The sequence below is a fragment of the Nonomuraea sp. NPDC049784 genome, assembly GCF_040659615.1.
Taxonomy (GTDB): domain Bacteria; phylum Actinomycetota; class Actinomycetes; order Streptosporangiales; family Streptosporangiaceae; genus Nonomuraea.
Genome location: NZ_JBFAMX010000014.1, coordinates 41990 through 62980, shown reverse-complemented (window position 1 = coordinate 62980; position 20991 = coordinate 41990). Strand labels below are relative to the sequence as shown.

The 20991-nt window shown below is 70.6% G+C and carries 24 protein-coding genes; 13 read left to right on the top strand and 11 right to left on the bottom strand.

Annotated features, from left to right (window positions below):
• The coding region (locus tag AB0J09_RS06385) for an MFS transporter (RefSeq protein ID WP_360686068.1) at positions 1 to 951 on the top strand (951 nt) is incomplete at its 5' end.
• A gap of 4 nt (positions 952 to 955) precedes the next feature.
• Here the strand turns inward: AB0J09_RS06385 and AB0J09_RS06380 are convergent.
• The 3 genes from AB0J09_RS06380 to AB0J09_RS06370 form a co-directional block, all read right to left on the bottom strand.
• Positions 956 to 2377, bottom strand: coding sequence for a WGR domain-containing protein (locus tag AB0J09_RS06380; RefSeq protein ID WP_360686065.1), 1422 nt, complete (start codon positions 2375 to 2377; stop codon positions 956 to 958).
• 68 nt (positions 2378 to 2445) lie between these two features.
• The gene (locus tag AB0J09_RS06375; RefSeq protein WP_360686062.1) at positions 2446 to 3795 is read right to left on the bottom strand and encodes a choice-of-anchor Q domain-containing protein; all 1350 of its coding nucleotides are present in this window, start codon (positions 3793 to 3795) and stop codon (positions 2446 to 2448) included.
• Between the two features lie 120 nt (positions 3796 to 3915).
• Positions 3916 to 4383, bottom strand: a complete 468-nt coding sequence (locus AB0J09_RS06370) for an ATP-binding protein (RefSeq protein WP_360686060.1) — start codon at positions 4381 to 4383, stop codon at positions 3916 to 3918.
• A gap of 203 nt (positions 4384 to 4586) precedes the next feature.
• On the opposite strand from AB0J09_RS06370, the gene AB0J09_RS06365 reads away from it, so the two are divergent.
• Positions 4587 to 4757, top strand: coding sequence for a hypothetical protein (locus AB0J09_RS06365; RefSeq protein WP_360686057.1), 171 nt, complete (start codon positions 4587 to 4589; stop codon positions 4755 to 4757).
• Here AB0J09_RS06365 and AB0J09_RS06360 read toward each other — a convergent pair.
• The 4 genes from AB0J09_RS06360 to AB0J09_RS06345 all read right to left on the bottom strand — a co-directional run bounded on the left by AB0J09_RS06360 (position 4750) and on the right by AB0J09_RS06345 (position 10081).
• Positions 4750 to 7062 (bottom strand): xanthine dehydrogenase family protein molybdopterin-binding subunit, encoded by a 2313-nt coding sequence (locus tag AB0J09_RS06360; protein ID WP_360686055.1) that lies wholly within the window; start codon positions 7060 to 7062, stop codon positions 4750 to 4752. The genes AB0J09_RS06365 and AB0J09_RS06360 overlap by 8 nt on opposite strands.
• A 168-nt stretch (positions 7063 to 7230) precedes the next feature.
• Entirely contained in the window at positions 7231 to 8679 is a 1449-nt protein-coding gene (locus AB0J09_RS06355) for a multicopper oxidase family protein (RefSeq protein ID WP_360686052.1), read from the bottom strand.
• Positions 8676 to 9065, bottom strand: coding sequence for a hypothetical protein (locus AB0J09_RS06350; RefSeq protein WP_360686049.1), 390 nt, complete (start codon positions 9063 to 9065; stop codon positions 8676 to 8678). The genes AB0J09_RS06355 and AB0J09_RS06350 overlap by 4 nt, the downstream gene beginning before the upstream one ends.
• The gene (locus AB0J09_RS06345) at positions 9062 to 10081 is read right to left on the bottom strand and encodes a carboxymuconolactone decarboxylase family protein (RefSeq protein ID WP_360686046.1); all 1020 of its coding nucleotides are present in this window, start codon (positions 10079 to 10081) and stop codon (positions 9062 to 9064) included. Before AB0J09_RS06345 ends, AB0J09_RS06350 begins: the two co-directional genes overlap by 4 nt.
• A gap of 194 nt (positions 10082 to 10275) precedes the next feature.
• Here AB0J09_RS06345 and AB0J09_RS06340 point away from each other — a divergent pair, with 194 nt between their 5' ends.
• The 6 genes from AB0J09_RS06340 (at position 10276) to AB0J09_RS06315 (ending at position 15248) form a co-directional block, all read left to right on the top strand.
• The gene (locus AB0J09_RS06340; RefSeq protein WP_360686043.1) at positions 10276 to 11439 is read left to right on the top strand and encodes a sensor histidine kinase; all 1164 of its coding nucleotides are present in this window, start codon (positions 10276 to 10278) and stop codon (positions 11437 to 11439) included.
• Positions 11436 to 12095 (top strand): response regulator transcription factor, encoded by a 660-nt coding sequence (locus AB0J09_RS06335; RefSeq protein WP_360686041.1) that lies wholly within the window; start codon positions 11436 to 11438, stop codon positions 12093 to 12095. The genes AB0J09_RS06340 and AB0J09_RS06335 overlap by 4 nt, the downstream gene beginning before the upstream one ends.
• A 21-nt stretch (positions 12096 to 12116) precedes the next feature.
• Complete coding sequence (locus AB0J09_RS06330; RefSeq protein ID WP_360686038.1) at positions 12117 to 12716, top strand: sulfite oxidase-like oxidoreductase; 600 nt, start codon at positions 12117 to 12119, stop codon at positions 12714 to 12716.
• A 1-nt stretch (position 12717) separates the two neighbouring features.
• Positions 12718 to 13449: a ferredoxin reductase gene (locus AB0J09_RS06325; RefSeq protein ID WP_360686035.1), complete on the top strand. Its 732-nt coding sequence runs from the start codon at positions 12718 to 12720 to the stop codon at positions 13447 to 13449.
• Between the two features lies 1 nt (position 13450).
• On the top strand, positions 13451 to 13717 hold the full coding sequence (locus AB0J09_RS06320; protein WP_360686032.1) for a DUF6510 family protein: 267 nt from the start codon (positions 13451 to 13453) through the stop codon (positions 13715 to 13717).
• Between the two features lie 124 nt (positions 13718 to 13841).
• Entirely contained in the window at positions 13842 to 15248 is a 1407-nt protein-coding gene (locus AB0J09_RS06315; protein ID WP_360686029.1) for an LCP family protein, read from the top strand.
• A gap of 7 nt (positions 15249 to 15255) precedes the next feature.
• Here the strand turns inward: AB0J09_RS06315 and AB0J09_RS06310 are convergent, their stop codons facing one another.
• A complete protein-coding gene (locus AB0J09_RS06310) occupies positions 15256 to 15822 on the bottom strand; it encodes an NAD(P)-binding domain-containing protein (RefSeq protein ID WP_360686026.1) in 567 nt (188 codons plus the stop codon).
• A gap of 91 nt (positions 15823 to 15913) precedes the next feature.
• On the opposite strand from AB0J09_RS06310, the gene AB0J09_RS06305 reads away from it, so the two are divergent.
• The gene (locus tag AB0J09_RS06305) at positions 15914 to 16285 is read left to right on the top strand and encodes a cytochrome P450 (protein WP_360686023.1); all 372 of its coding nucleotides are present in this window, start codon (positions 15914 to 15916) and stop codon (positions 16283 to 16285) included.
• On the opposite strand, the gene AB0J09_RS06300 is transcribed toward AB0J09_RS06305, so the two are convergent.
• Positions 16248 to 16418: a DUF3073 domain-containing protein gene (locus AB0J09_RS06300; protein WP_360686020.1), complete on the bottom strand. Its 171-nt coding sequence runs from the start codon at positions 16416 to 16418 to the stop codon at positions 16248 to 16250. The two genes, AB0J09_RS06305 and AB0J09_RS06300, sit on opposite strands and share 38 nt — an antisense overlap.
• Before the next feature lie 87 nt (positions 16419 to 16505).
• Between AB0J09_RS06300 and AB0J09_RS06295 the strand changes: the two genes are divergently transcribed.
• Complete coding sequence (locus AB0J09_RS06295) at positions 16506 to 16838, top strand: metalloregulator ArsR/SmtB family transcription factor (protein ID WP_020542962.1); 333 nt, start codon at positions 16506 to 16508, stop codon at positions 16836 to 16838.
• Here AB0J09_RS06295 and AB0J09_RS06290 read toward each other — a convergent pair.
• Positions 16831 to 17406, bottom strand: coding sequence for a hypothetical protein (locus tag AB0J09_RS06290; protein ID WP_360686016.1), 576 nt, complete (start codon positions 17404 to 17406; stop codon positions 16831 to 16833). The two genes, AB0J09_RS06295 and AB0J09_RS06290, sit on opposite strands and share 8 nt — an antisense overlap.
• 57 nt (positions 17407 to 17463) lie before the next feature.
• Here AB0J09_RS06290 and AB0J09_RS06285 point away from each other — a divergent pair, with 57 nt between their 5' ends.
• From AB0J09_RS06285 to AB0J09_RS06275, 3 genes are all read left to right on the top strand, one after another.
• Entirely contained in the window at positions 17464 to 17976 is a 513-nt protein-coding gene (locus tag AB0J09_RS06285) for a PadR family transcriptional regulator (protein WP_360686013.1), read from the top strand.
• A gap of 10 nt (positions 17977 to 17986) precedes the next feature.
• Complete coding sequence (locus tag AB0J09_RS06280; RefSeq protein WP_360686010.1) at positions 17987 to 18865, top strand: 1,4-dihydroxy-2-naphthoyl-CoA synthase; 879 nt, start codon at positions 17987 to 17989, stop codon at positions 18863 to 18865.
• Between the two features lie 197 nt (positions 18866 to 19062).
• Positions 19063 to 19971, top strand: coding sequence for an aminoglycoside phosphotransferase family protein (locus AB0J09_RS06275; RefSeq protein ID WP_360686007.1), 909 nt, complete (start codon positions 19063 to 19065; stop codon positions 19969 to 19971).
• Here AB0J09_RS06275 and AB0J09_RS06270 read toward each other — a convergent pair.
• The gene (locus AB0J09_RS06270; RefSeq protein WP_360686004.1) at positions 19959 to 20885 is read right to left on the bottom strand and encodes an NADP-dependent oxidoreductase; all 927 of its coding nucleotides are present in this window, start codon (positions 20883 to 20885) and stop codon (positions 19959 to 19961) included. The genes AB0J09_RS06275 and AB0J09_RS06270 overlap by 13 nt on opposite strands.
• Positions 20886 to 20991: the final 106 nt, after the last annotated feature.

Sequence of the window (20991 nt, the reverse complement as noted above, 5' to 3'; positions counted from 1 at the left end):
ATTCCGATCTGCGGCGTCAACGGCGCCGCCGCGGCCGTCGCTCCCGTGCTCGGCGGCCTGCTCACCGAGCACCTGCACTGGCGGGCCATCTTCCTGGTCAACCTGCCCATCAGTCTGGCCGCCATCTGGCTCACCCTCCGCACGGTCGAGGAGTCGCGCCTGCCCGGCAAGGGCCGGCTCGACTGGCCGGGCATGGTCACGTTCACGGTTGCCGCGGGCGCGCTCACGTACGGGCTCATCGAGGCGGGGCAGCACGGCTGGACGACGGCGCAGGCGCTCGTGCCGCTGGCCGGGGCGGCGGTGGCCCTCGCGGCCTTCGTCGTCATCGAGACCCGTAGCGACCATCCCATGCTTGACCTGCGGTTGTTCGCCAATCAGTCGTTCAGCGGGATCATGACGGGAGCCACGCTGCTGATGCCGGCCGCTTTCGCGTGCATGGCCTTCACCTCGATCTGGCTGCAGGGGGTTCTCCGGCTCGGCCCGGTGGACGCGGGGCTGGCGCTGACGCCGATGGCCGCCACCTCCCTCGTGGTCTCGGTGGCCGTCTCCCGCCTGTTCCCCCGGCTGCCTGCCCGCGCCGCGATCGGCTGCGGACTGCTGCTGATCGGCGCGGGCGCGTACCTCCAGGGCACTCTCGACCAGCACTCGACCTGGACCGCGCTGGCGCCCGGTCTGGCCGTGACGGGCCTCGGCGTGGGGCTGGCCATCCCGTCGCTCAACTCCGCCGCCATGATGTACGTGCCGCCGCAGCGCGCGGGCATGGCCGCGGGCGCGGTCAACACGGTCAGGCAACTCGGTTACGCGCTCGGCATCGCCGTGCTCGGCATCCTGTACCAGGGCGACCTGGCCCCGTACGCGGCGCTGAACGACGTCTACCGGGCGAGCGCCGTCACGGGCCTGGTCGCGGGCCTGCTGGTGCTGGCCGTGGTCCGTTCGAGCAGGCGCGAGTGAAGTCTCAGAGCAGCCGCCGGATCTCCCCGTACGCGCGATAGAAGCCGCCGCGTCCGGCCGAGCGCAAGCCTTCCACCAGGTAGCGCGCCCCCGGCTCTCGGATGTCCTTGGGGAACTGCACGTTCCAGGACTCGTAGCCGGAGCTGACCACGCGGATCCGCAACCGCTCGCCGTCCTTGACACACTCCACCACCACGCCGTCGCCCACGTCGGTGGTGGTCTCCAGCGTGACCGACGGCTCGACGACCTCCAGCGACGCCGCCGCCTTGACGTCGAGTGGCTGCGGCACACTGCCCGCGCGGGCCGCGGCGATGGCCGCCTCGCTGGCGTCGATGCAGGCCAGCGAGCCGTCGGTGGTGACGATGTAGAGCCGGTCGTCGAGAAACTGCATGGAGAACGCGGAGCCGCAGCCGGTGCCGAGCTTCCACAGCCGCTCGCCCGAGGCGTCGAAGCAGTAGACCGACGAGTGGTTGTCGCCGGCGAAGACGTGGCGGCCGCCCGGCGAGGTGGCGCAGGAGTAGACGGCGCCGTCGCACTGGTAGACCGCCTCGGTCCGGCCGTCGCCCTTGGCCAGGCGGATCACGCTGCCCCGGGAGCCGCGGGCGGTGCCCGCGTAGACGGAGTGCGCCTCCTGCCAGCCGAACAGCACCTGCTCGCCGAGGGAGCTCCGCCAGACGGGCGTGCCGTCCTGCGCGTCGTAGCGGTCGACGCCCTTCGAGTGTCCGTGGTAGACGGAGTTCTCGTCGCACCTGACCATCCACGCCGAGTCGCCGACGCCGTTGCGCGACCACTGGAACTCGTCCTCGTAGTCGATCGCGGTGACCCCGCCGGCCCGGTCGGAGACGCCGAGCACGCCGTCGTGGATGTCGAGCCAGTAGATGTCCACGTCCGCGGCGATCTCGTACGCGGCCCTCGGGACCTTGCCGCTGAGGTCGTACACGCGGCCGTCGTCACAACCCGCGTAGATCCAGAAGTCGTCGGCCACGATGCACTTGACACCTTCCGGCAGCCTGAAGCGGCCGGTCACGGTGCCGGAGTGGGTGACGGTGTAGACGTCACCACGCTGGTTGCCGACCCAGCAGCGCTCGCCGTCCACGAAGATGCCGAACGCCGCCGCCCCGCTGTCGAAGCGCCACAGGACAGGGGCCTGCTGGGCGGTCGAGCGGGTGCTGGCGATGGCCCTGTGGGTGATGGCCCGGCGCTGGCGCACCCCGCGTACCGCCGGGGCGTACCCCTTGCGGGTCTTCTCGCCGATCTTCTTGGCTGCCGCGGCGTGGGCCTTGGCCTCGGTGGGAAAGTCGGTGACCTTGGTCTGGCCGGCCTCGCCGATGCGCCCGTAGGTGGTGGTGACGCGGGTGCCCGCCACGGTCACCTCGTAGAACTTGTGCGATCCGCCGCCGTCCTCTGACAGCTCCAGGTAGGCCATGTCCACACTTCTCCCGTCTTGATCAACTGTTCGGGAGAGTAAAGGACGGCGGCGACAAATCGCGGACCTTACTTGTCGTACTCGTAGGCTCCCGCGTCGACTGCGCCGTCGCTGCCGTCGATCGCCCGGCCGGTCACGTCCATGTCACTGAACTTCGTGACGCCGAGATCGATGGCGGGGCTGCCGGCACGCAGGCTCAGCGGTTGCTCCGTGTTCGTGAGGTCGAACAGCGGGTCGGCCGTGACGTTGTTCGTGCCGCCCATCTGGTGCTGCCGGGCGCCGAAGAACACGTTGTGGTGGCTGTCGGTGACGTTCGGGCCGTAGGCGGTCTTCTTCACGGCCTGGATGATGTTCTGCGACATCGACAGGTGGGCGTTGGTGCAGCCGGCGTCGCAGACCACACCCTGGGAGTCGGCCTGGGTCAGGTACACGCTGTTGTTGCGGAACACGGTGCCCAGCACAGGTCCGTTCGGCTCGGGCTCCTCTCCCGGCTCCTGCGGGCCGCGGGTCACCAGGGCCGCGCCGGTCTGGGGGCCGGTGATCACGTTGTACTCGAAGACGTTGCCCGAGGTGCCGTCGGGGTCGGCGGGGCTGCCGTCCTCGTTGACGTCCCTGCTCGTCCCCAGCTCGGTGAAGGTCTCGTTGTCCACCGCGATGTTGTGGTGCACGCGGTTGTCGGAGCCGAGGAAGATCTCCACGGCCGCGCCGTCCATCCCGTAGTCGTAGCTGAACGCGATCGAGCCGCGCATCTCGTTCCAGCCGATGTCGGAGCTGTCGCCCTGGACGAGGATCGCGAACGCGCCCGAGTCGTCGTTGCCCGGCTCCTCGGTGAGCTTGCTCATGAAGTTGTTGTCCACGAACTCGTTGGCCGTCACCGCGGTGTAGAGCGCCTTCGGCGCGATGTAGACGCCGGCCGCGGCACCCGTGATGTAGTTGCGTTCGACGACGTTGTCGTTGCCCGTCACCTTGACCCCGGCCCATTCGCAGCGGCCGTCGTCCCGGGGCACTCCCACCTGCAGGTTGTAGACCTCGATGTGGGAGCCCTCCAGGCTCACGCACGCCTCGGTGTGCCCGGAGACGATCGGCTTTGCGGTGCTCGTGCCGTACGTGTCCACGACGATCGGGGCCTCCGGGGTGCCCGACTCGGTGATGGCGAGCTGCTGCCCCTTCCACGTGCTGCCGCGCTTCAGCAGCAGCTTGGAGCCGGGGACCAGAGCCGCCGCCGTGGCCTTGCTGAGGGTCTTCCAAGCGGTGGCCTCCGAAGTGCCCGCGGCGGAGTCGTTGCCGTTGACGGAGTCCACGTAGTAAACCGCGGTGGCCGCCGATGCGCTGCCCGTGGCCACGGTCGTGGCGAGGGTGGTGGCGGCGAGCGAGAGCGCCGCTGCCGTGGCGCCGGTCCGCAGGTTCCAGCCTGACATTCAGCCTCCAGAACTGGCCGGGGCTCCGTCACGCAACGAAGATCATCCCCAGCTTGCGGCTGCCACCTTAACCGGCTCCTGTCGAAAAATCCCTATTTTTCCTGACCTATTTCCCGACCTTTAAGTTCCTGCCCGCAGCGGCACCACGTTCCCCGTCGCCCCGCTCCGCGGCAACGCGAACCAGGTCGCCTTACCGACCAGGTCAGGATGTGTGACGTAACGCTGCGGATGGCAGCCGTAGAAGCCGTCGGAGAGCCTGGCGATGATCCGCAGTCCGCGCCCGTGCTCGGCCTGCACGTCCGGCGGCGACGGCTGCGGCAACAGCGGACTGCTGTCCACGACCACGCACATGATCTCCTTGGCGTCGATGTGCAGGGCCAGTTCGTACGGGCCGTCGCCGTACATGAGGGCATTGGTGATCAGTTCGCTCACCATGAGGACGGCGTCGTCAACGAGATCCGAACAAAGGGAGAGTGCCGACAATTCATCGCGGATGATCACTCTCGCGTGGCCGACAGTCTGGGCGTCATCGCGCAGCGGCCACACGTACTGCATCCGGCTCCGGCGAGCTGATCGCAGCGTGGTCATGGCATCTCTTTCCTGTGCTTCCCGGGCTTCCCGGACCGAAGGGCAGCGAATACGCGTTTCGCTCAACAAGAGGACCTGCCTATGGGTTGACGTACACGGCTGTCGAAACGTGTACGCACGAAGAAGGCTTTTGGGTCGAATCTTCGGCGAGAAATCGCAATTCTTTTTAACAGGCGCCCGAAACGACGGGTATGGGCAGTGCCATGAGCAGTGCTGACGAGAACACGTCCAAGAATGACCCCCAGCCCCGCCCCGGCGCCGCCCGCCGGCCGGGCAAGCGCGGGGAGCCGCCGCCGAAGCCCAAGCCCGCCGGGATGAAGGCGCTGGAGCAGGCGCTGTCGAAGGCGGGCAAGGAGTTGAAGGACCTCACCTGAGCCCGGACGCCGGGTCAGCGGTGCGGGCGGCGAGCAGGGACCAGAGGCGGGCCGGGGTAAGGGGGACGTCGGTGATCTGGTCCGCGATCTCCGGGAGGGCGGCGGCGACCGCGTTGGCGATGGCCGCCGGTGGGCCGATCGTGCCCGCCTCCCCGACGCCCTTCATGCCGCCCGGCGTCACCGGCGAGGGCGTCTGCAGCATCACGACCTCGATGTCCGGCACCTCGCGCGTCGTCGGCAGCAGGTAGTCGGTGATGGGCTGGCCTTCAGGGGTGTAGACGATCTCCTCGGTCAGCGCCATGCCGATGCTCTGGGCCACGCCGCCGCAGATCTGGCCCTCCACCACGGCAGGGTTGACCAGCACGCCCGCGTCGTTGACCACCCAGTAGCGCTCCACCTCGACGGCCCCTGTCTCCGGGTCCACGGCCACGGCGGCCGCGTGCGCTCCATAGGCGAACGTGTAGCCGGCCGGGTCGTGGCTGACCCGTTCCTCCAGACCGGGTGAGACACCGTCCGGAAGGTCCCAGCCGCGCCACGCCGACGTGGCCAGCTCGCGCAGGGTGATCGACGCGGCCGGGTCGCCCTTCACCCGTACCACGCCCTCGGCGATCTCCAGGTCGTCGGGGGATGCCTCCAGCCGGTGCGCGGCGAGCGCCACGAGCTTGCCGCGGAGCTGGTCGGCGGCCCGGATGAGCGCCCCGCCCCCGACCGCCAGCGAGCGGCTCGCGATCGACCCGATCGACGAGTACGGCGTGGCCGCCGTGTCCCCCAGCACCACCCGGACCCGCTCGATCGGCACCCCCACCCGGTCGGCCGCCAGCTGGGCCAGCGCCGTCTCGATGCCCTGCCCGATCGACACCACCCCGGACGACACGACCACGGAGGCGTCCTGCTCCATCCGCAGGACCGCCGTCTCGTAGCCGGCCGCCTGGATGTCGGTGGCCTTGAGGTCCATCGAGGGCCCCATGCCGGTGGTCTCCACGTGGCAGGAGTACCCGATGCCGCGCCTGCGCCCGTCGGACTTCTCGACGGGCGTGACCAGGTCACGGAGGGTACGCAGGGCGAGCGGGTAGTCGCCGGAGTCGTACCGCTGGTAGACGCGCGTCGTGTACGGCAGCTCGCCAGGCCCCAGCATGTTCCGCAGCCGCAGCTCGACCCGGTCGATCCCCAGCCTGCGTGCCGCCTCGTCGATCAGCCGCTCCCTGGTCAGGCTGCCCTCCGGCTGGCCGAAGCCGCGGTAGGAGCCGGTCGGCGTGGTGTTCGTGACGACGCCGCGCACGCGTACCGCCACCCGGTCGAACCGGTACGGCCCGGGCAGCAGCGTGGCCGTCACCGCGAAGGTCGCCGCGCCTACGTTGGAGGGATGGGCCCCCATGTCACCGATCACGTCGGCGTGCAGCGCCAGGAAGCGCCCGTCGTCGTCGAGCGCAAGCCGCGCCCGGTGCACGGCCGCCCGCGCCGGCAGCGTGGCGAACAGCCGGTCGCCCGGCGACTCCGACCAGCTCACCGGCCGGCCCAGGCGCATCGCGGCCAGGCAGATGAGGGCCTCGTCGGGATAGACGTGCTCCTTGCCGCCGAACCCGCCGCCCGTGTCTCCGCTGATGACGCGTACCCGGCCATGGGAGAGCCCCAACGCGTCCGCCAGGTGCTCGCGCACGTGGTGGGGCGCCTGCGAGGAGACGTGCACGGTCAGCTCGTCGCCGGCGTACGAGGCCACCACGCCGCGCGGCTCCATGGGGTACGGGGAGACCCGCCCCATCGTGAACGTCATCTCGACGACGTGCGCGGCCTGCTCGACGAAGGAGGCGCAGTCCGCGTCGCCCAGCGTGAAGTCGGTTACCACGTTCGTGCCCCACTCCGGGTACAGCAGCGGCGCCCCGTCCTCCATCGCCCGCTCCGCCCCTACCGCCGCGGGCAGCTCGTCCAGCGAGAGATCGACGACCTCGGCGGCGTCCCTGGCGGCCTCGGGGGTGCGGGCGACGACGACCGCGAGGGGCTGACCGGCGTACCTGATGGCGTCGTCCAGAACCCGGTACGACGTCATGCGCTGCCCAGGAGCCAGGCTCACGCAGGGCAGGCGCAGGTCGGCGGCGTCGGAAGGGGTGATGATGTCGAGCACGCCCTCGACCGCCCAGGCCGCCTTGGCGTCGCAGCCGGCCAGCCGTCCGTGGGCGATGGGGCTGCGCACCACGTACGCGTGGACCGTGCCGGGCAGCCGCACCGCACCGACGTACCTGCCTTTTCCGGTCAACAGCCTGGCGTCTTCCCGTCGCGGCGTCCTGGCGCCGACATAAGGCTCACCCATGGTCACGATTCTGAGCGCCCCTCGCCGACCTGTCGACGACCACCACGGCACCGCCTCCCCGCCGGAAGATCGCACCTCTCCCCCTAACCCGTCCCCCTCCCCGCCAAAGGACCGCAACCACGGACTGCGGTCACATAGAAGGTGGCGGGAAGGGACCGACGGTGGGGCTCACACGACTTCGAAGGCCGCCATCATGGCCATGTCCTCGTGTTCGAGGTTGTGGCAGTGCAGGACGTACCGGCCGCGGTAGTCGGTGAAGCGGGTGACGATCTCGACTGTCTGCGCGTCCCGCAGTTCGACGGTGTCCTTCCACTCGGGCGGCCCCTTCGGGCGCTCGCCGTTGACCGTCAGCACCTGGAAGTGGTCGAGGTGCAGATGGACCGGGTGGGCGACGTCGCTGCTCAGCCGCCAGACCTCGACGTCACCGAGCCTGGGCCTGGCCTCCATCCGCTTCGGGTCGAACGGCTTGCCGTTGATCAGCCAGCCCATGCCCCCGTTGCTGAACTCGAAGTCCCGCGTCACCCTCGCCCTGCCGGGGTCGAGCGCCTCGACCGTGGACAGCCGCGAGGGCACGGATGATTCGTCGGTCTCGTCCCGGTCCACGGCGAACCGCAGGACCTTGCCCTGCGCGCCCTCCCCCGCCAGGTTCCGCAGTTCGACGTACTGCCCCAGTTTGTACGCGGCAAAGTCGATCACCACGTCGGCCCGCTCACCGGGGGCCAGCCGGAGCTGCCGCACCGTGCGAGGCTGAGCCAGCAGCCCGCCATCGGTGCCGATCTGGATCATCGGCCCACCGGTCGCCAGCTCGTACGTCCGGGCGTTGGAGGCGTTGCACAGCCGCAGCCGGTACCGCGCTCTGGAGACCCGCAGCTCCGGCCACGGCGCCCCGTTGACCAGGATCACGTCCCCCAGCACGCCCCCCATGTACGCCTCAAGCACCCCGGGCCGGCCCTGCAGCCCCGGATACAGCATCGTCCCGTCGGCGGCGAACGACCGGTCGCAGATCAGCAGCGGCAGGTCGCGCTCCCCGGCGGGCAGCGGCAACGCCTCCTCCTCCGCGTCCCGCACCAGGAACATCCCGGCCAGACCGCGCCAGACCTGTGGCCCCGTGTAGTCCATGCGATGGTCGTGGTACCAGAGCGTGGCGGCCCGTTGATCCAGCGGGAACGCGTACTCGCGGGACGCCCCCGGCGCCACCAGGTCGGTGGGGAAGCCGTCGGACTCCGGCGGGTTGTGCCCGCCGTGCAGGTGCAGGACGGTCGGCTGGCCGAGCTGGTTGACCAGCTTCACCACGGTTCGCCGCCCGCTGCGTGCCTCGATGGTCGGGCCGGGGAACGTGCCCCCGTACCCCCAGATGCCGGTGCGCAGGCCCGGCAGCAGCTCCACCTCGGCTGCCCGTTCGGTCAGCTCGTAGAAGTCGGCCCCGCCCGCGCTGCGCACGGGCTTGGCCACCTCTGGGACCGGCAGCGGCACCGCGAACGGCTTGGGCAGCGGCGCCTTGCTGGCCAGGAGCTGCGGCTGCGGGGTGCCGGCGATCAGCGAGCAGCCGGGCGCCCCGGCTGCCACCACCGCGCCCAGCCCCAGCAGCCGCAGCATGTCGCGTCGCGTGGGAGTCATGGCCGGGACATGATCCGGCCGAGCTGCGCGACGCCCCCGCCGAACAGCAGCACCCCGAGCGGCACGTGCACGGCCTTCACCCCGGCTTCGCCGAGAATCGCCGCCACCACCGTGAACGCCACCAGCAACGCGGCCGGAGCGATGAACTGGCCCTTCCCTCCGCCGGGCCACCGGACCAGGATCGCGGCGATGAGATGCGCCACCCCCAGGGCGAGCAGGGCGATCGCCGAGGCCATGTGCAGCGCGCGGCCGCCGGGCGAGGAGAGCAGCAGGCCCGCCGTCACCGACTGGAACAGCAGCGCGACGACGTGCAGGACCACCACGGCCCTGAGCGCCTGCATGGGCCAGGTCGCCGGTCGGGCGGCGAGCGTGTGCTGTGCGGTCATGATCTGTCTCCCGAGAGTGCTCCCGCGGCGAATGCCTCCCCGCGTCCGGTGGTGATGAGGGTCTCCGCGCGTTCCGTGGCCGCGATGGCGCCGAACGCGCAGAGCCGTACCAGGTCTTCGTCCGTCCTGGAGCCGCGCCAGGCGGCCACGTCCGCGTCGGTCACCCGGTACGGCGCGAGCGCGGCGAGCAGGGCCAGCCGGGCCCCGGGCCGCTCACCGGCGAGCACGTCCGCGAGCGGCCCGTCCAGCCAGGCGTTGCCGATCGGCGGGTGCTCCCCGTCCCAGGCCGCGACCGCGTCGGTCACGGCGGCGCGGGCGGACTCCCCGAGCAGCTCGCCACCCGTCCCTGCCACGGCCCGAAGCGCGGCGTAGGCAGTGCCCACGGCCGTGCCCGCGCCCCAGGCGGGCTCCGGCAACGTGGGCAGGTCCGCGACCAGCGGCAGGCTCTCGCCTGACGACAGCCGCCTGCGCACGACTCGGGCCATCGCCCGGCCGCCCACGCTCCTGACCAGGCGCGACTTCTGGAGGTTGGCGGGGAGGAGGTTCTCGGTGAGCAGCGACGAGGCCATGCGGTTGATGAAGTGGAAGGTCAGTGCCGTGCCGATGTGCTCGGGCCCGATCTCCGGCGTTCCGCGCCGTGACTTGGCCCAGGTCAGCAGCTCGGCATGCCGGGGATCGGCGGGCGTGCCGCCGGCGGCTATGGTCTCCGCCAGCCGGTGGTCGCCGGTCGCGTGCAGCAGCGTCGTGTGCGCGGCCACGCAGAACGGGCAGCGGTTGGCCATCGACACGCCCAGCGCCACGACCTCCTTGGCGGCTCTGGGCTCATCCCCTGCCAGCAGCGACTCGCGGAGCATTGCCCAGGTCGCGGCGAGCACCTCCGGGGAAGGCGACAGGGTCAGGAAGACGGCCATGCGAGCCATGCCGAAGTCCTCCGCGAGCTGCGCGTAGACCTCGGCGACCCGTCCGGTCGCCGACTGCTCCTCCACTGGGGTGACATAACGGAACTGGCCGGCCATTACCGGCCTCCATCTCGGATCATCTCCATAGCCGGACATCGTGCTCTTCTCCCGGCGCCAGGTCGTCGTGCCCGAGGAGACTCCTCACCTACCACCCTGGGCGCAGGATCGTGCGAAGTACTTCGCCGGGAGTAGTACCGAATTACGACCGGCCGCCGAGGACCGCGTCCAGGCAGAGGCTCTAATGTGCAGGGATGACCTCTCCGCGCGGCTGGCGGCCGCTCGCCCTGGACGGCGCGCTCGCCGCCGTCGTGGCCGCCATGGAAGCGGCCACCGTGCTGGTCACCCCGAAGGCGGGCGCCCTCGACCTCGCCGCCGTCCTGATCGGCTCGCTCTCCCTCGTCGCCTGGCGGCGGGCGCCCCTGGTGTCGCTGCTGCTCAGCACCGCCTGCATGCTCGTCTACTCGGTGCACGCCCAGCCGGGCCCGCCCGCCTCGTTCCCCGTGCTGCTGTCGGTCTTCGGGTCGGTACGGGCCGGCCACCGGCTCCTGCCCGCGCTGGCGAGCGCGGTGTTCCTGGGCACCAGCCTGGCGGGGAGCCTGGCCACCGCCGGCGAGCGGAACCCCCAGGACATCGTTACGGCAACGACGTTGCTGCTCGGCTGGTTCCTGGCCTCGGGCGTGACGGCGACGGTCGCCAGGCACCGGCAGGCGTACGTGGAGCAGGCCGAGCAGCGGGCCGCCGAGGCCGAGCGCACCCGCGAGGAGATGGCCCGCCGTCGCGCGGGCGAGGAGCGGCTCAGGATCGCCAGAGAGCTCCACGACTCGCTCACCCACAGCATCTCGATCATCAAGGTGCAGGCAGGGGTGGCCGTCCACCTGGCCCGCAAGCGCGGCGAGGAGGTTCCCGCCGCCCTGCAGGCCATCCAGGAGGCCAGCGGCGACGCGATGCGCGAACTGCGCGCCACGCTGGAGGTGCTGCGCGACGACTCCGACGACGGCGAACCGCAGGCCAGCGGCCTCGACCGGCTCGACGACCTGGTGGAGCGGGCGCGCTCGACCGGGCTGCCCGCCACAGTGACTATCTCGGGGGTACGCCGGGAGCTGCCGCCCGAGGTGGACCGGGCCGCGTACCGGATCGTGCAGGAGGCCCTCACCAACGTCTCCAGGCACGCAGGCGGGGCGGCGGCGTCGGTGCGCATCGACTACGGCGGCGACGAGCTGGTCGTGCAGGTGGACGACGACGGCCGGGCGAGCAGGGACGCGCCGCCCGTGCCCGGCGTGGGCCTGCTCGGCATGCGCGAGCGGGTCACGGCGCTCGGCGGCCGGCTGCGGGCCGAGCCCCGCCCGGAGGGCGGCTTCACCGTACGCGCGGAGCTTCCGCTCGGCGCAGAGCTTCCACTGGGGGAATTGACGTGATCCGCGTGCTGCTCGTGGATGACCAGGCACTCATCCGCGGCGGCTTCCGCGCGCTGCTGGAGGCCGAGGACGACTTCGAGGTCGTGGCCGAGGCCGCGAACGGCGAGCAGGCCATCGCACTCGCCCTCGAGCACCTGCCGGACGTGGCCCTCATCGACGTGCAGATGCCGGTGATGGACGGCATCGAGGCGACCAGGCGCATCGCGGCCGACGAGCGGCTGAGCGAGGTCCACGTGGTGATCCTCACCAACTACGGCCTCGACGAGTACGTCTTCAACGCGCTCAGGGCGGGCGCGGGCGGGTTCCTGGTCAAGGACACCGAGCCCGCCGACCTCCTGCAGGGCGTCAGGGTCGCCGCCCGGGGCGACGCGCTCCTGTCGCCCGCCATCACCCGCCGCCTGATCGGCGAGTACGTGGCCCGCCGCCCATCGCCGGAGCCGGAGGGCGTCGACGTGCTCACCAACCGCGAGCGCGAGGTGACCGCCCTGGTCGCCCGCGGCATGTCCAACGACGAGATCGCCGCGCACATGGTGATCAGTCCGACCACCGCGAAGACGCACGTCAGCAGGGCGATGACCAAGTTGGGGGCGCGTGACCGGGCGCAGCTGGTGGTCTTCGCGTACGAGTCGGGTCTGGTCACTCCGCGTCGGGCCTGAGGGCATGTGGTGGAATGAGGCGTGAGCATCATTTCGCGCGGTTTCCACGGGCGGCGCAGACCGGACAGCGACCGGCTGCCACCTGGGCAATACCTGGTCGACGACTTCCCTGTGCTGTCCGCCGGGCCGACACCGCGAGTGCCGCTCGACCGGTGGGAGTTCGCCATCGACACGGAGGCGGAGCAGACCCACCGGTGGTCGTGGGAGGAGTTCCTGGCGCTGCCCATGGAGACGCCCACGGTCGACATCCACTGCGTGACCAAGTGGTCGAAACTCGACACCACCTGGGAGGGCGTCTCGCTGGACGTGTTCTTCGAGGACGTCGAGACGACCGCTGAATACGCGCTGGTCTACTCGTACGGCGGCTACACCACCAACCTGCCGCTGGAGGACCTGCTCGACGGCAAGGCGTGGATCGTGCACAGCTTCGACGACGAGGACCTGGAGCCCCGGCACGGTGGCCCGGCGCGGCTGATCGTGCCGCACCTGTACTTCTGGAAGTCGGCCAAGTGGGTGCGCGGCATCCGCCTGCTGAACGACGACTGGCCCGGCTTCTGGGAGACGGCCGGCTACCACAACTACGGCGACCCATGGCGCGAACAGCGCTACGAGGGCGACTGAGGTGCCGCCGCGCCTGGCCTGGCGGGCCGCCGAGCTCGCCGGGATCGACAACGAGACCGCGACCGCTCGCACGCTGCGGTTCCGGGTGCCGGGCTGGCCGGGGCACCTGGCGGGGCAGCACGTGGACGTACGGCTGACGGCCGACGACGGCTACACCGCGCAGCGCAGCTACTCGCTGGCCGCGCCCGCCGACGGCGACCTCATCGAGCTGACCGTGGAGGCCTTTCCCGACGGGGAGGTCTCGCCGTACCTGACCGAGGTGATCGAGGTCGGCGACCAGGTCGAGGTCCGCGGCCCGGTGGGCGGCTGGTTCGTCTGGCGGCCGGAGAGCAAGGCACCCGTGCTGCTGGTCGGCGGCGGGTCCGGCATCGTGCCGCTGATGGCCATGATCAGGGCGCGCAGGCAGGCGGGCAGCCGGGTGCCGTTCCGCCTGGTCTACTCGCTGCGCGACCAGGACCGCCGTTACTACGCCGAGGAACTGCGCCGCCCCGACCCAGGGCTCGATGTCACGTACCTCTACACCAGGTCCGCCCCGCCCGAGACATCCCGCCCGGCGGCGCGGATCATGCTGGACGACCTGGCCGAGAGCGGCTGGCCCGCGACCTTCGAGCCCGACTGCTACGTGTGCGGGCCGACCGGGTTCGTGGAGGCGGCGGCCGATCTGCTGGTCGCGCTGGGGCACGCCCCCGAGCGCATCCGAACCGAACGTTTCGGCCCTACCGGGGGGAGCTGACATGACCGCGGAACATCTCGACGGCAACGCACTGGCCGGTCCGCTCGGCGAGATCTTCGCCGTGGACGTCACCGCCGCCACCGGCCGCTGCGCCGGCTGCGGCCTGACGGGCCCGGTCGCCTCGCTCCGCGTGTACGGCCCGGAGCCCGGCCTCGTGGCCCGCTGCCCCGGCTGTGACGAGGTGATCCTGAGGCTGGTACGCGGCCCCGGCACGGCCTGGCTGGACCTGCGCGGCACCGTGTCGCTACGCGTGGATCTGCCGGACTGACGGGGTTCCCTCCGCGCCGGAGTGCCCGGATGGGTACACTCGGGCACGTTCAACCGGCCGAGATCTGTACGGCGAGGCTCTTGGCCATGGGCGGCGGCCCTCGGCCCCGTCCCTCTGGAGTCACGTGAGCAGCGGGCTTGTCGACGCGCCGCCTACCGAGCCGAGCGCGCCACCACGGCGTCGCCGCCGCTGGCTGCGCTGGGTGATCGCGGTCACCGTGACCGTCGTCCTCCTGGTCGCGGGCGTCGCCGTGGGTGTGCTGGCGAAGCTGAACGGCAACGTCAAGCACATCGACGTCACCGAGGACGACCTCGGCGCCACCCGCCCGCCCAAGGTCGCGGGCACCGCCATGAACGTCCTGGTCGTCGGCTCCGACCAGCGCGACGGCAAGAACGCCAAGTACGGCCACCACATCGCGGGCGAGCGCACCGACACGATCATGCTGGTCCACGTGTCGTCCAAGCGCGACAACGCGATGGTCGTCAGCTTCCCGCGCGACTCGCTCGTACAACTGCCCGCCTGCCGCGCGACCGGCACCCTGCCGGGCCAGCGACCGCACCTCGGCATGATCAACGAGTCGTTCAACTCCGGCGGCATCGCCTGCACCTGGAAGACGATCGAGTCACTCACCCACATCCGCATCGACCACTTCGTGAAGGTCGACTTCACCGGGTTCAAGAGCATGGTGAACGCCGTCGGCGGCGTCGAGGTCTGCCTGCCCGAGCCGGTGAACGACAAGAAGGCCCTGCTGCGCCTGCCCGCCGGGCGGCAGACGCTCAACGGCGAGCAGGCGCTCGGCTACGTCCGCGCCCGCTACAGCATGGGCGACGGCTCGGACATCGGGCGCATCCAGCGGCAGCAGATGTTCATCGCGTCGATGGTCAAGAAGGCGATGAGCGGCGAGACGCTCACCGACCCGGCCAAGCTGCTCGGCATTCTGGACGCGGGCACCAAGGCGGTGACCACCGACCGCGGCCTGACCTTCGGCGTCATGAAGGACCTCGCGACCAGCCTCCAGGGCCTGAACGTCGGGCACATCCGCTTCATCACCACCCCGTGGCACTACTCGCTCACCCAGCCGGGCCGGGTCGAGTGGGTGCAGCCGCAGGCCGGGCGGCTGTTCCAGATCGTGGCCAAGGACGAGAGCGTCCAGGGCGTCAAGGGCGGCCAGGCCAAGGTGGGCCGTACGAAGATCCAGATCGAGCTGCGCAACGGCACCTGGCGCAGCGGCCTCGGCACCCAGGTGGCCGCCGCCCTGGAACAGCGCGGCTACCACATCACCAAGATCGGCGACTCGGCCCGCAAGCCGCAGCCCAAGACCACCATCCTGTACGCGCCCAACGGCGAGACCCGCGTGCCCACGCTCACCAACGACCTGCTCTCCGCCGTCACCCGGAAGGTCGCCGCGGCACGTACCAACCGGCTGGTGCTGGTGATCGGCGACGACTGGAAGGGCCTGAAGCCCCTGCGCGCCGACGACACGGAGGCCATCAAGGGCTTCGACGCCACCCACGACACCTGCGCCGCCTGACCCCGGGTCACAGGGCGTCGGAGAGGCCGCCGCCGTCTATGGCGGTGAAGCCGGCGTCTTCGATCAGCGGCAGCACCGCCTTCTTGGCCCCGTCGTCGTCGCCCCAGTAGGGCATGTCGGCCCGCGAGCCGCCGCGCTGCCCCGCCGTGCCGAGCTCCAGCAGCTCCCGTGGGTACTTGGTGTTGAACGTGCGCACCAGGCGCACTCCGGCGCCCAACACGTGCTGCTGGTACTGCGGGCTGGTCAGCCCGCCGGGGACCGCCAGCACCACGGACAGGCCGTCGCGCTCGGCGATCGGGTTGCTGGGATCGACGACGATCTTGCCGGTGAGCGCGCTCCCGAGCTCCGCCACCACGACCGGGAACGCCTCCCAGCCCACAGACATGATCACGACGTCGCCGAACCGCGTGGCCTCGAGAGGCGTGCCGCCCTGGGCGAGGCCGTCCGCGGCCAGCATGGCCGCCTCCACCCGGGCGGGGTCGGCGTCGCTGAACAGCACGTCGTGCCCGGCCATCGAGAGCAGGCGTCCGAGCGGCACGCCGAGCCTTCCAGCACCTAGGATTCCCACACGCATGCCTTGATCACCTCGAAACCGGGAACTGCCCAGAGGGGCTGGTGACATTCCTCCCCAGGTCAGGTGTTCGCCACGCGATGAGGAGTGAGCTATGCGAAGAGCACCGAGAGCACAACTGGCTGGGTACGAGATCCCGGCCGGATGGTACGCCGGACCGTACATCCCGCTCGTGCACCGCGACCCCGCCGCCTTCCCCGAGCCCGGGGAGTTTCGCCCGGAGCGCTTCCTTGACGGGCCCCAGAACAGGGCCTGGATGCCGTTCGGCGGCGGGCGGCGCTTCTGCGTCGGGGCGCAGCCGGCCCTGCTGGAGATGCGCGTCATCATCAGCGAAGTACTGCACCGCCTGGAGCTCACGGCGCCCGATCAGGCGCCGGAGGCCAGGCGGCTGAAGAACGTCACCCTCGCACCCGCGAAGCTGACCCGCGTCATTGCGCGCGCTCGGACTCCTGCTCGGACGCGGTAGGCGGGTAGATCTCCTCGTGGCGCGCGTCGGCGCCGAGCTCCTCGCGGAGCCTGTCGTAGTCGATATTGTGGTTGGTGTACTTCAGCTGGCGAGCGACCTTCGTCTGCTTCGCCTTGGCTCTTCCTCGGCCCATGGCTACTCCCTAGTCCCCGCTGTCATGCTATCCAACAACGTTACGACTTGAAGAATTATGCAACTGCGCTGGATTAGTCTGGGCTATATGCACGTGGAGGTCTACCAGGCCAAGGCCGACTTCTTCCGAACGCTCGGCCACCCCGCTCGCATCCGAGTGTTGGAGCTACTCCAGGAAGGGCCACTCCCCGTCAGGGATCTGCTGGCCCAGATCGACATCGAGCCCTCGAGCCTCTCCCAGCAGCTCGCCGTCCTGCGCAGGGCCGGGATCGTGAGCGCCATCCGCGAGGGCAGCACCGTTGTCTACACGCTGGCCACCCCCGAGCTGGCCGACCTGCTCGGAGCCGCCCGCCGAATCCTCACCGACATGCTCGCCGACCAGGGCGAACTGCTGGCGGAGCTGCGAGCCGAGGTCACTTGACGAGCGCCCGCCGCACATGCTTGGGATACCAGGCGGTGAAGACGGCGGGCAGGACGAACGTGAGCACCTTGATGGCGATGACCAGCGTCGTCGCATGGGGTGAGACGTGGAGGACGAGCGTCAGGGAGACCGCGGCGACGGTGAAGGCCGCCGCCCAGACCGTCGTGATGACCGCGTTGACCCGGTAGAACTGCGGGGTCTCCCAGACCTCCTTCGGCGTCATCGTGCGCGCGATGCCCAGCGTGAACGGCTTGCGGATGGCGAGCGAGCCCCACGCCGTGCCCGCCAGCCAGACGTTGACCAGAGCGGGACCGTACGGCGTGAGCGGCGAGTGCGGGTCCAGCAGCGACAGCACCGTGAGACAGGCGAAGAACAGCGCCGCGCTGGTCTCGATCACCATCTCGTCCCAGGCCTTGCCCGCCCGGCGGTCGACGAGGACGAGGACGAGAGCGATGACCAGGCCGGTGATGGCGCCCCAGCGCCACTCGTCGCTGGTGGCGATGACCGCGTAGACGATCCAGGGCAGGAAGCCGAGCAGGCCGCGCATGGTGGGGGTGTCCTTCCACATTCCATTAGTGACAGGTCGAAGGTAGAACTTCCTCTGTCGATATGTCAACATAGGAATATGAGCCTTCGACATGCCGTGCTGGGACTGCTCTCCGAGGGGCCCGCGAGCGGATACGACCTGATGAAGATGTTCGACATCTCGTTGTCGAACGTGTGGCCCGCCACGCAGAGCCAGCTCTACGCAGAGCTGGGCAAACTAGCCGATGCGGGTCTCGTGGACGTGTCGGCGGAGGGGCCACGCGGCCGCAAGGAGTACGCGATCACCGAGGACGGCCTGGCCGAGCTGCGCCACTGGATCACCGAGGTCGAGCCGGCCAGAGTCCTGCGCAGCGACATGCTGCTCCGCGTGTTCTTCCTGGCCCAGGTCTCGCCCGAGCAGGCCCGCGCGTACCTCCGCCACCAGGCCGAGCATGTCGGCAAGCAGCTTGAGCACCTGGAGGGCATCCGCGAGTTCCTCGAGAACCGCGAGGACAACCTCTCGGTGTACGGGCGGATGACCCTCGAATACGGCCTCCGCCTGGGCAAGGCGCAAGTGGAGTGGGCCGAATGGGCGGAAGGCCAGATCCGTTAGGCTCTGGCCCATGGTCTCCGAGCTGTTCGATCCCAAGGCGTGGCAGGCGGTCGAGGGATTCGACTTCACCGACATCACCTACCACCGGGCGGTCGACCAGGGCACGGTGCGGATCGCGTTCAACCGTCCCGAGGTGCGCAACGCGTTCCGCCCGCAGACCGTCGACGAGCTCTACCGCGCGCTCGACCACGCCCGGCAGACCACCGATGTGGGCTGCGTGCTGCTCACCGGCAACGGCCCCTCACCCAAGGACGGCGGCTGGGCGTTCTGCTCGGGCGGCGACCAGCGCATCCGGGGCAAGGACGGCTACCAGTACGCCGACGGCACACCGTCGACCGGTCGCCTGCACATCCTGGAGGTGCAGCGGCTCATCCGGTTCATGCCCAAGATCGTGATCTGCGTGGTGCCCGGCTGGGCCGCGGGCGGCGGCCACAGCCTGCACGTCGTGGCGGATCTCACATTGGCCAGCGCCGAGCACGCCCGCTTCAAGCAGACCGACGCCGACGTGGCCAGCTTCGACGGCGGTTTCGGCTCGGCCTATCTCGCCCGGCAGGTCGGTCAGAAGTTCGCCCGCGAGATCTTCTTCCTCGGCGAGACCTACACGGCGGCCGACGCGCACCGCATGGGCATGGTCAACGCCGTGGTCCCGCACGAGGAGCTGGAGCGGACCGCCCTGGACTGGGCCCGCAAGGTCAACGGCAAGTCGCCGACCGCGCAGCGGATGCTCAAGTTCGCCTTCAACGCGATCGACGACGGGCTGGTCGGGCAGCAGGTGTTCGCGGGAGAGGCGACGCGGCTGGCGTACATGACGGAGGAGGCGGCCGAGGGGCGCGACTCGTTCCTGGAGAAGCGCGAGCCCGACTGGTCGCCGTTCCCCTGGCATTTCTGACTGCTGGCTCCCCGGCCGTGTGGTGGCGGGGGCAGCGCTCGATCGCGTGCCGCACGTCGAGATCCCCCGCTTCCTCGTCGCCGTTCACAGGCGCGCGTTCCGAGGCTCAGCCGTGATGCGGCGATGCGGGGACCGGGGCATCCCGAGGCGCGAATAAGGAGAGGCCCTCGTCCGGCACTTGCGGGCAGACTGGGGACATGAGGATCAAGGTGCCGGCGGCGTTGACCGAGTCCCACGTGAAGTACGACGGGGAGGCCGGGCGCGCGTGGTCGGCCGGGCTGCCCGCGCTGGGCGAGCGATACCTGGAGGAGTGGGGGCTGCGGCTCGACGGGGAGCCCAGGCACGGCGTGGTGTCCCTCGTGCTGCCCGTCGTACGCCAAGACGGGACGAAGGCCGCGCTCAAGCTCCAGCCCGTCACCGATGAGAACGCCACCGAGGCGCCCGGACTGCGGACCTGGGCGGGCGACGGCTCCGTGCTCCTGCTCGACTCAGACCCCGAGACCGGCACCCTGCTGCTCGAGCGGCTGGAGGCGGACCGGTCGCTGTCGAGCGTGCCGGACGACATGGAGGCGCTGGGCATCCTCACCGAGCTGCTGGCGCGCCTGGTGGCCTATCCGGCGCCGGAGGGCATGCGCCGGTTGGGCGACATCGCGCAGGCCATGCTGGACGACGTGGACCAGGCGCTGAAGAGCCTGCCGCGGGAGCGGGACCGCCACTGGATGAAGTCGTGCGCGTCGGCGGTCGCCGAGCTCGTCTCCGAGCCCGGCGACCGGCTGCTGCACTGGGACCTGCACTACGACAACGTGCTGGCCGCCGACCGGGAGCCGTGGCTCAGCATCGACCCCAAGCCGCTGGCCGGCGACCCGTGCTTCGACCTGTGGCCCGCCCTGCACAACCGATGGGAGGACGTGGCCGGCGACGTGACACGGGGTGTGCTGCGCCGCTTCGACTTCATGGTGGACCGGCTCGGCCTCGACTCCCAGCGGGCGGCCGGATGGACGCTCGGCCGGATCCTGCAGAATGCCCTGTGGGACGTCGAGGACGGCGAGAGCGAGCTCAAGGAGATCGACCTCGCCATCGCCGAGGCCGTACGTCAGCGCATCTGAAGGACGATCTTCCCCTGGCCGTGGCCGGCCTCGATCTCCCTGTGCGCCTCCGCGGCGTCCTCCAGCCGGTACGTCCTGCGCACCGAGAACGTGAAGGCGCCCTCGGCGATCAGAGCGGCGTAGCGCCCGAGCCGCTCGGCGCTGCGTTCGCCCTGGACGACCCGGACGCCCAGCTCGGCCGCCTTGCCGTGCTCGACCAGCGTGACGATCCGGCCGCGGTCCTTGACCAGCTCGATCGAGACCTCCAGCGCGTGCCCACCGGCCCCGTCCAGCGCCGCGTCCACGCCGCCCGGGGCGAGCGCGCGTACCCGGTCCGCCAGTCCTTCGCCGTAGGCCACCGGGATGGCACCGAGGTCGCGCAGGTAGTCGTGGTTGACCTCGCGGGCGGTGCCGATCACGGTGGCGCCGCGCCGCCGGGCGATCTGCACCGCCGCCGTGCCCACGGACCCGGCCGCGCCGTGCACGAGCAGCGTCTCACCCTCCGCGAGGCCGAGCCCGTCGATCGCGAGCTCGGCGGTCTGCACACCCGAGGTCAGCCCGCCGGCCACCTCCCAGGGCACCCCCGCGGGCTTGGGCGCCACGTTCGTCCCCGGGACCACGATGTACTCGGCGTACGCGTTCAGCAGTGAGAACCCGAGCACCTCGTCCCCTGCCGACACCCCGGTGACCCCCTCACCCACCTGGTCGACCACGCCCGCGAACTCGTTGCCGGGAACGCGCGGGAAGGGGGCCGAGGACATGTACGGCGGCAGCCACCCCGCCCGTACGGCCGCGTCGAACGGCTGCACGCCGGCCGCCCGCACCCGTACCCGTACCTCTCCAGGACCCGCCTGCGGCGCGGGCAGCTCCATCACCTTCAGCACCTCTGGACCGCCCGGCTCGGCGAAGGCGGCCGCTCTCATCACTTCAGTCATGGGCGCCAGCCTGCAACCTCAACCGAAGTTGAGGTCAAGTGAGCAAATCACCAGACTCGTCGGGAACTTTCCGCTTTAGTCGCGCTTTATCTGTATATAGTCCGTC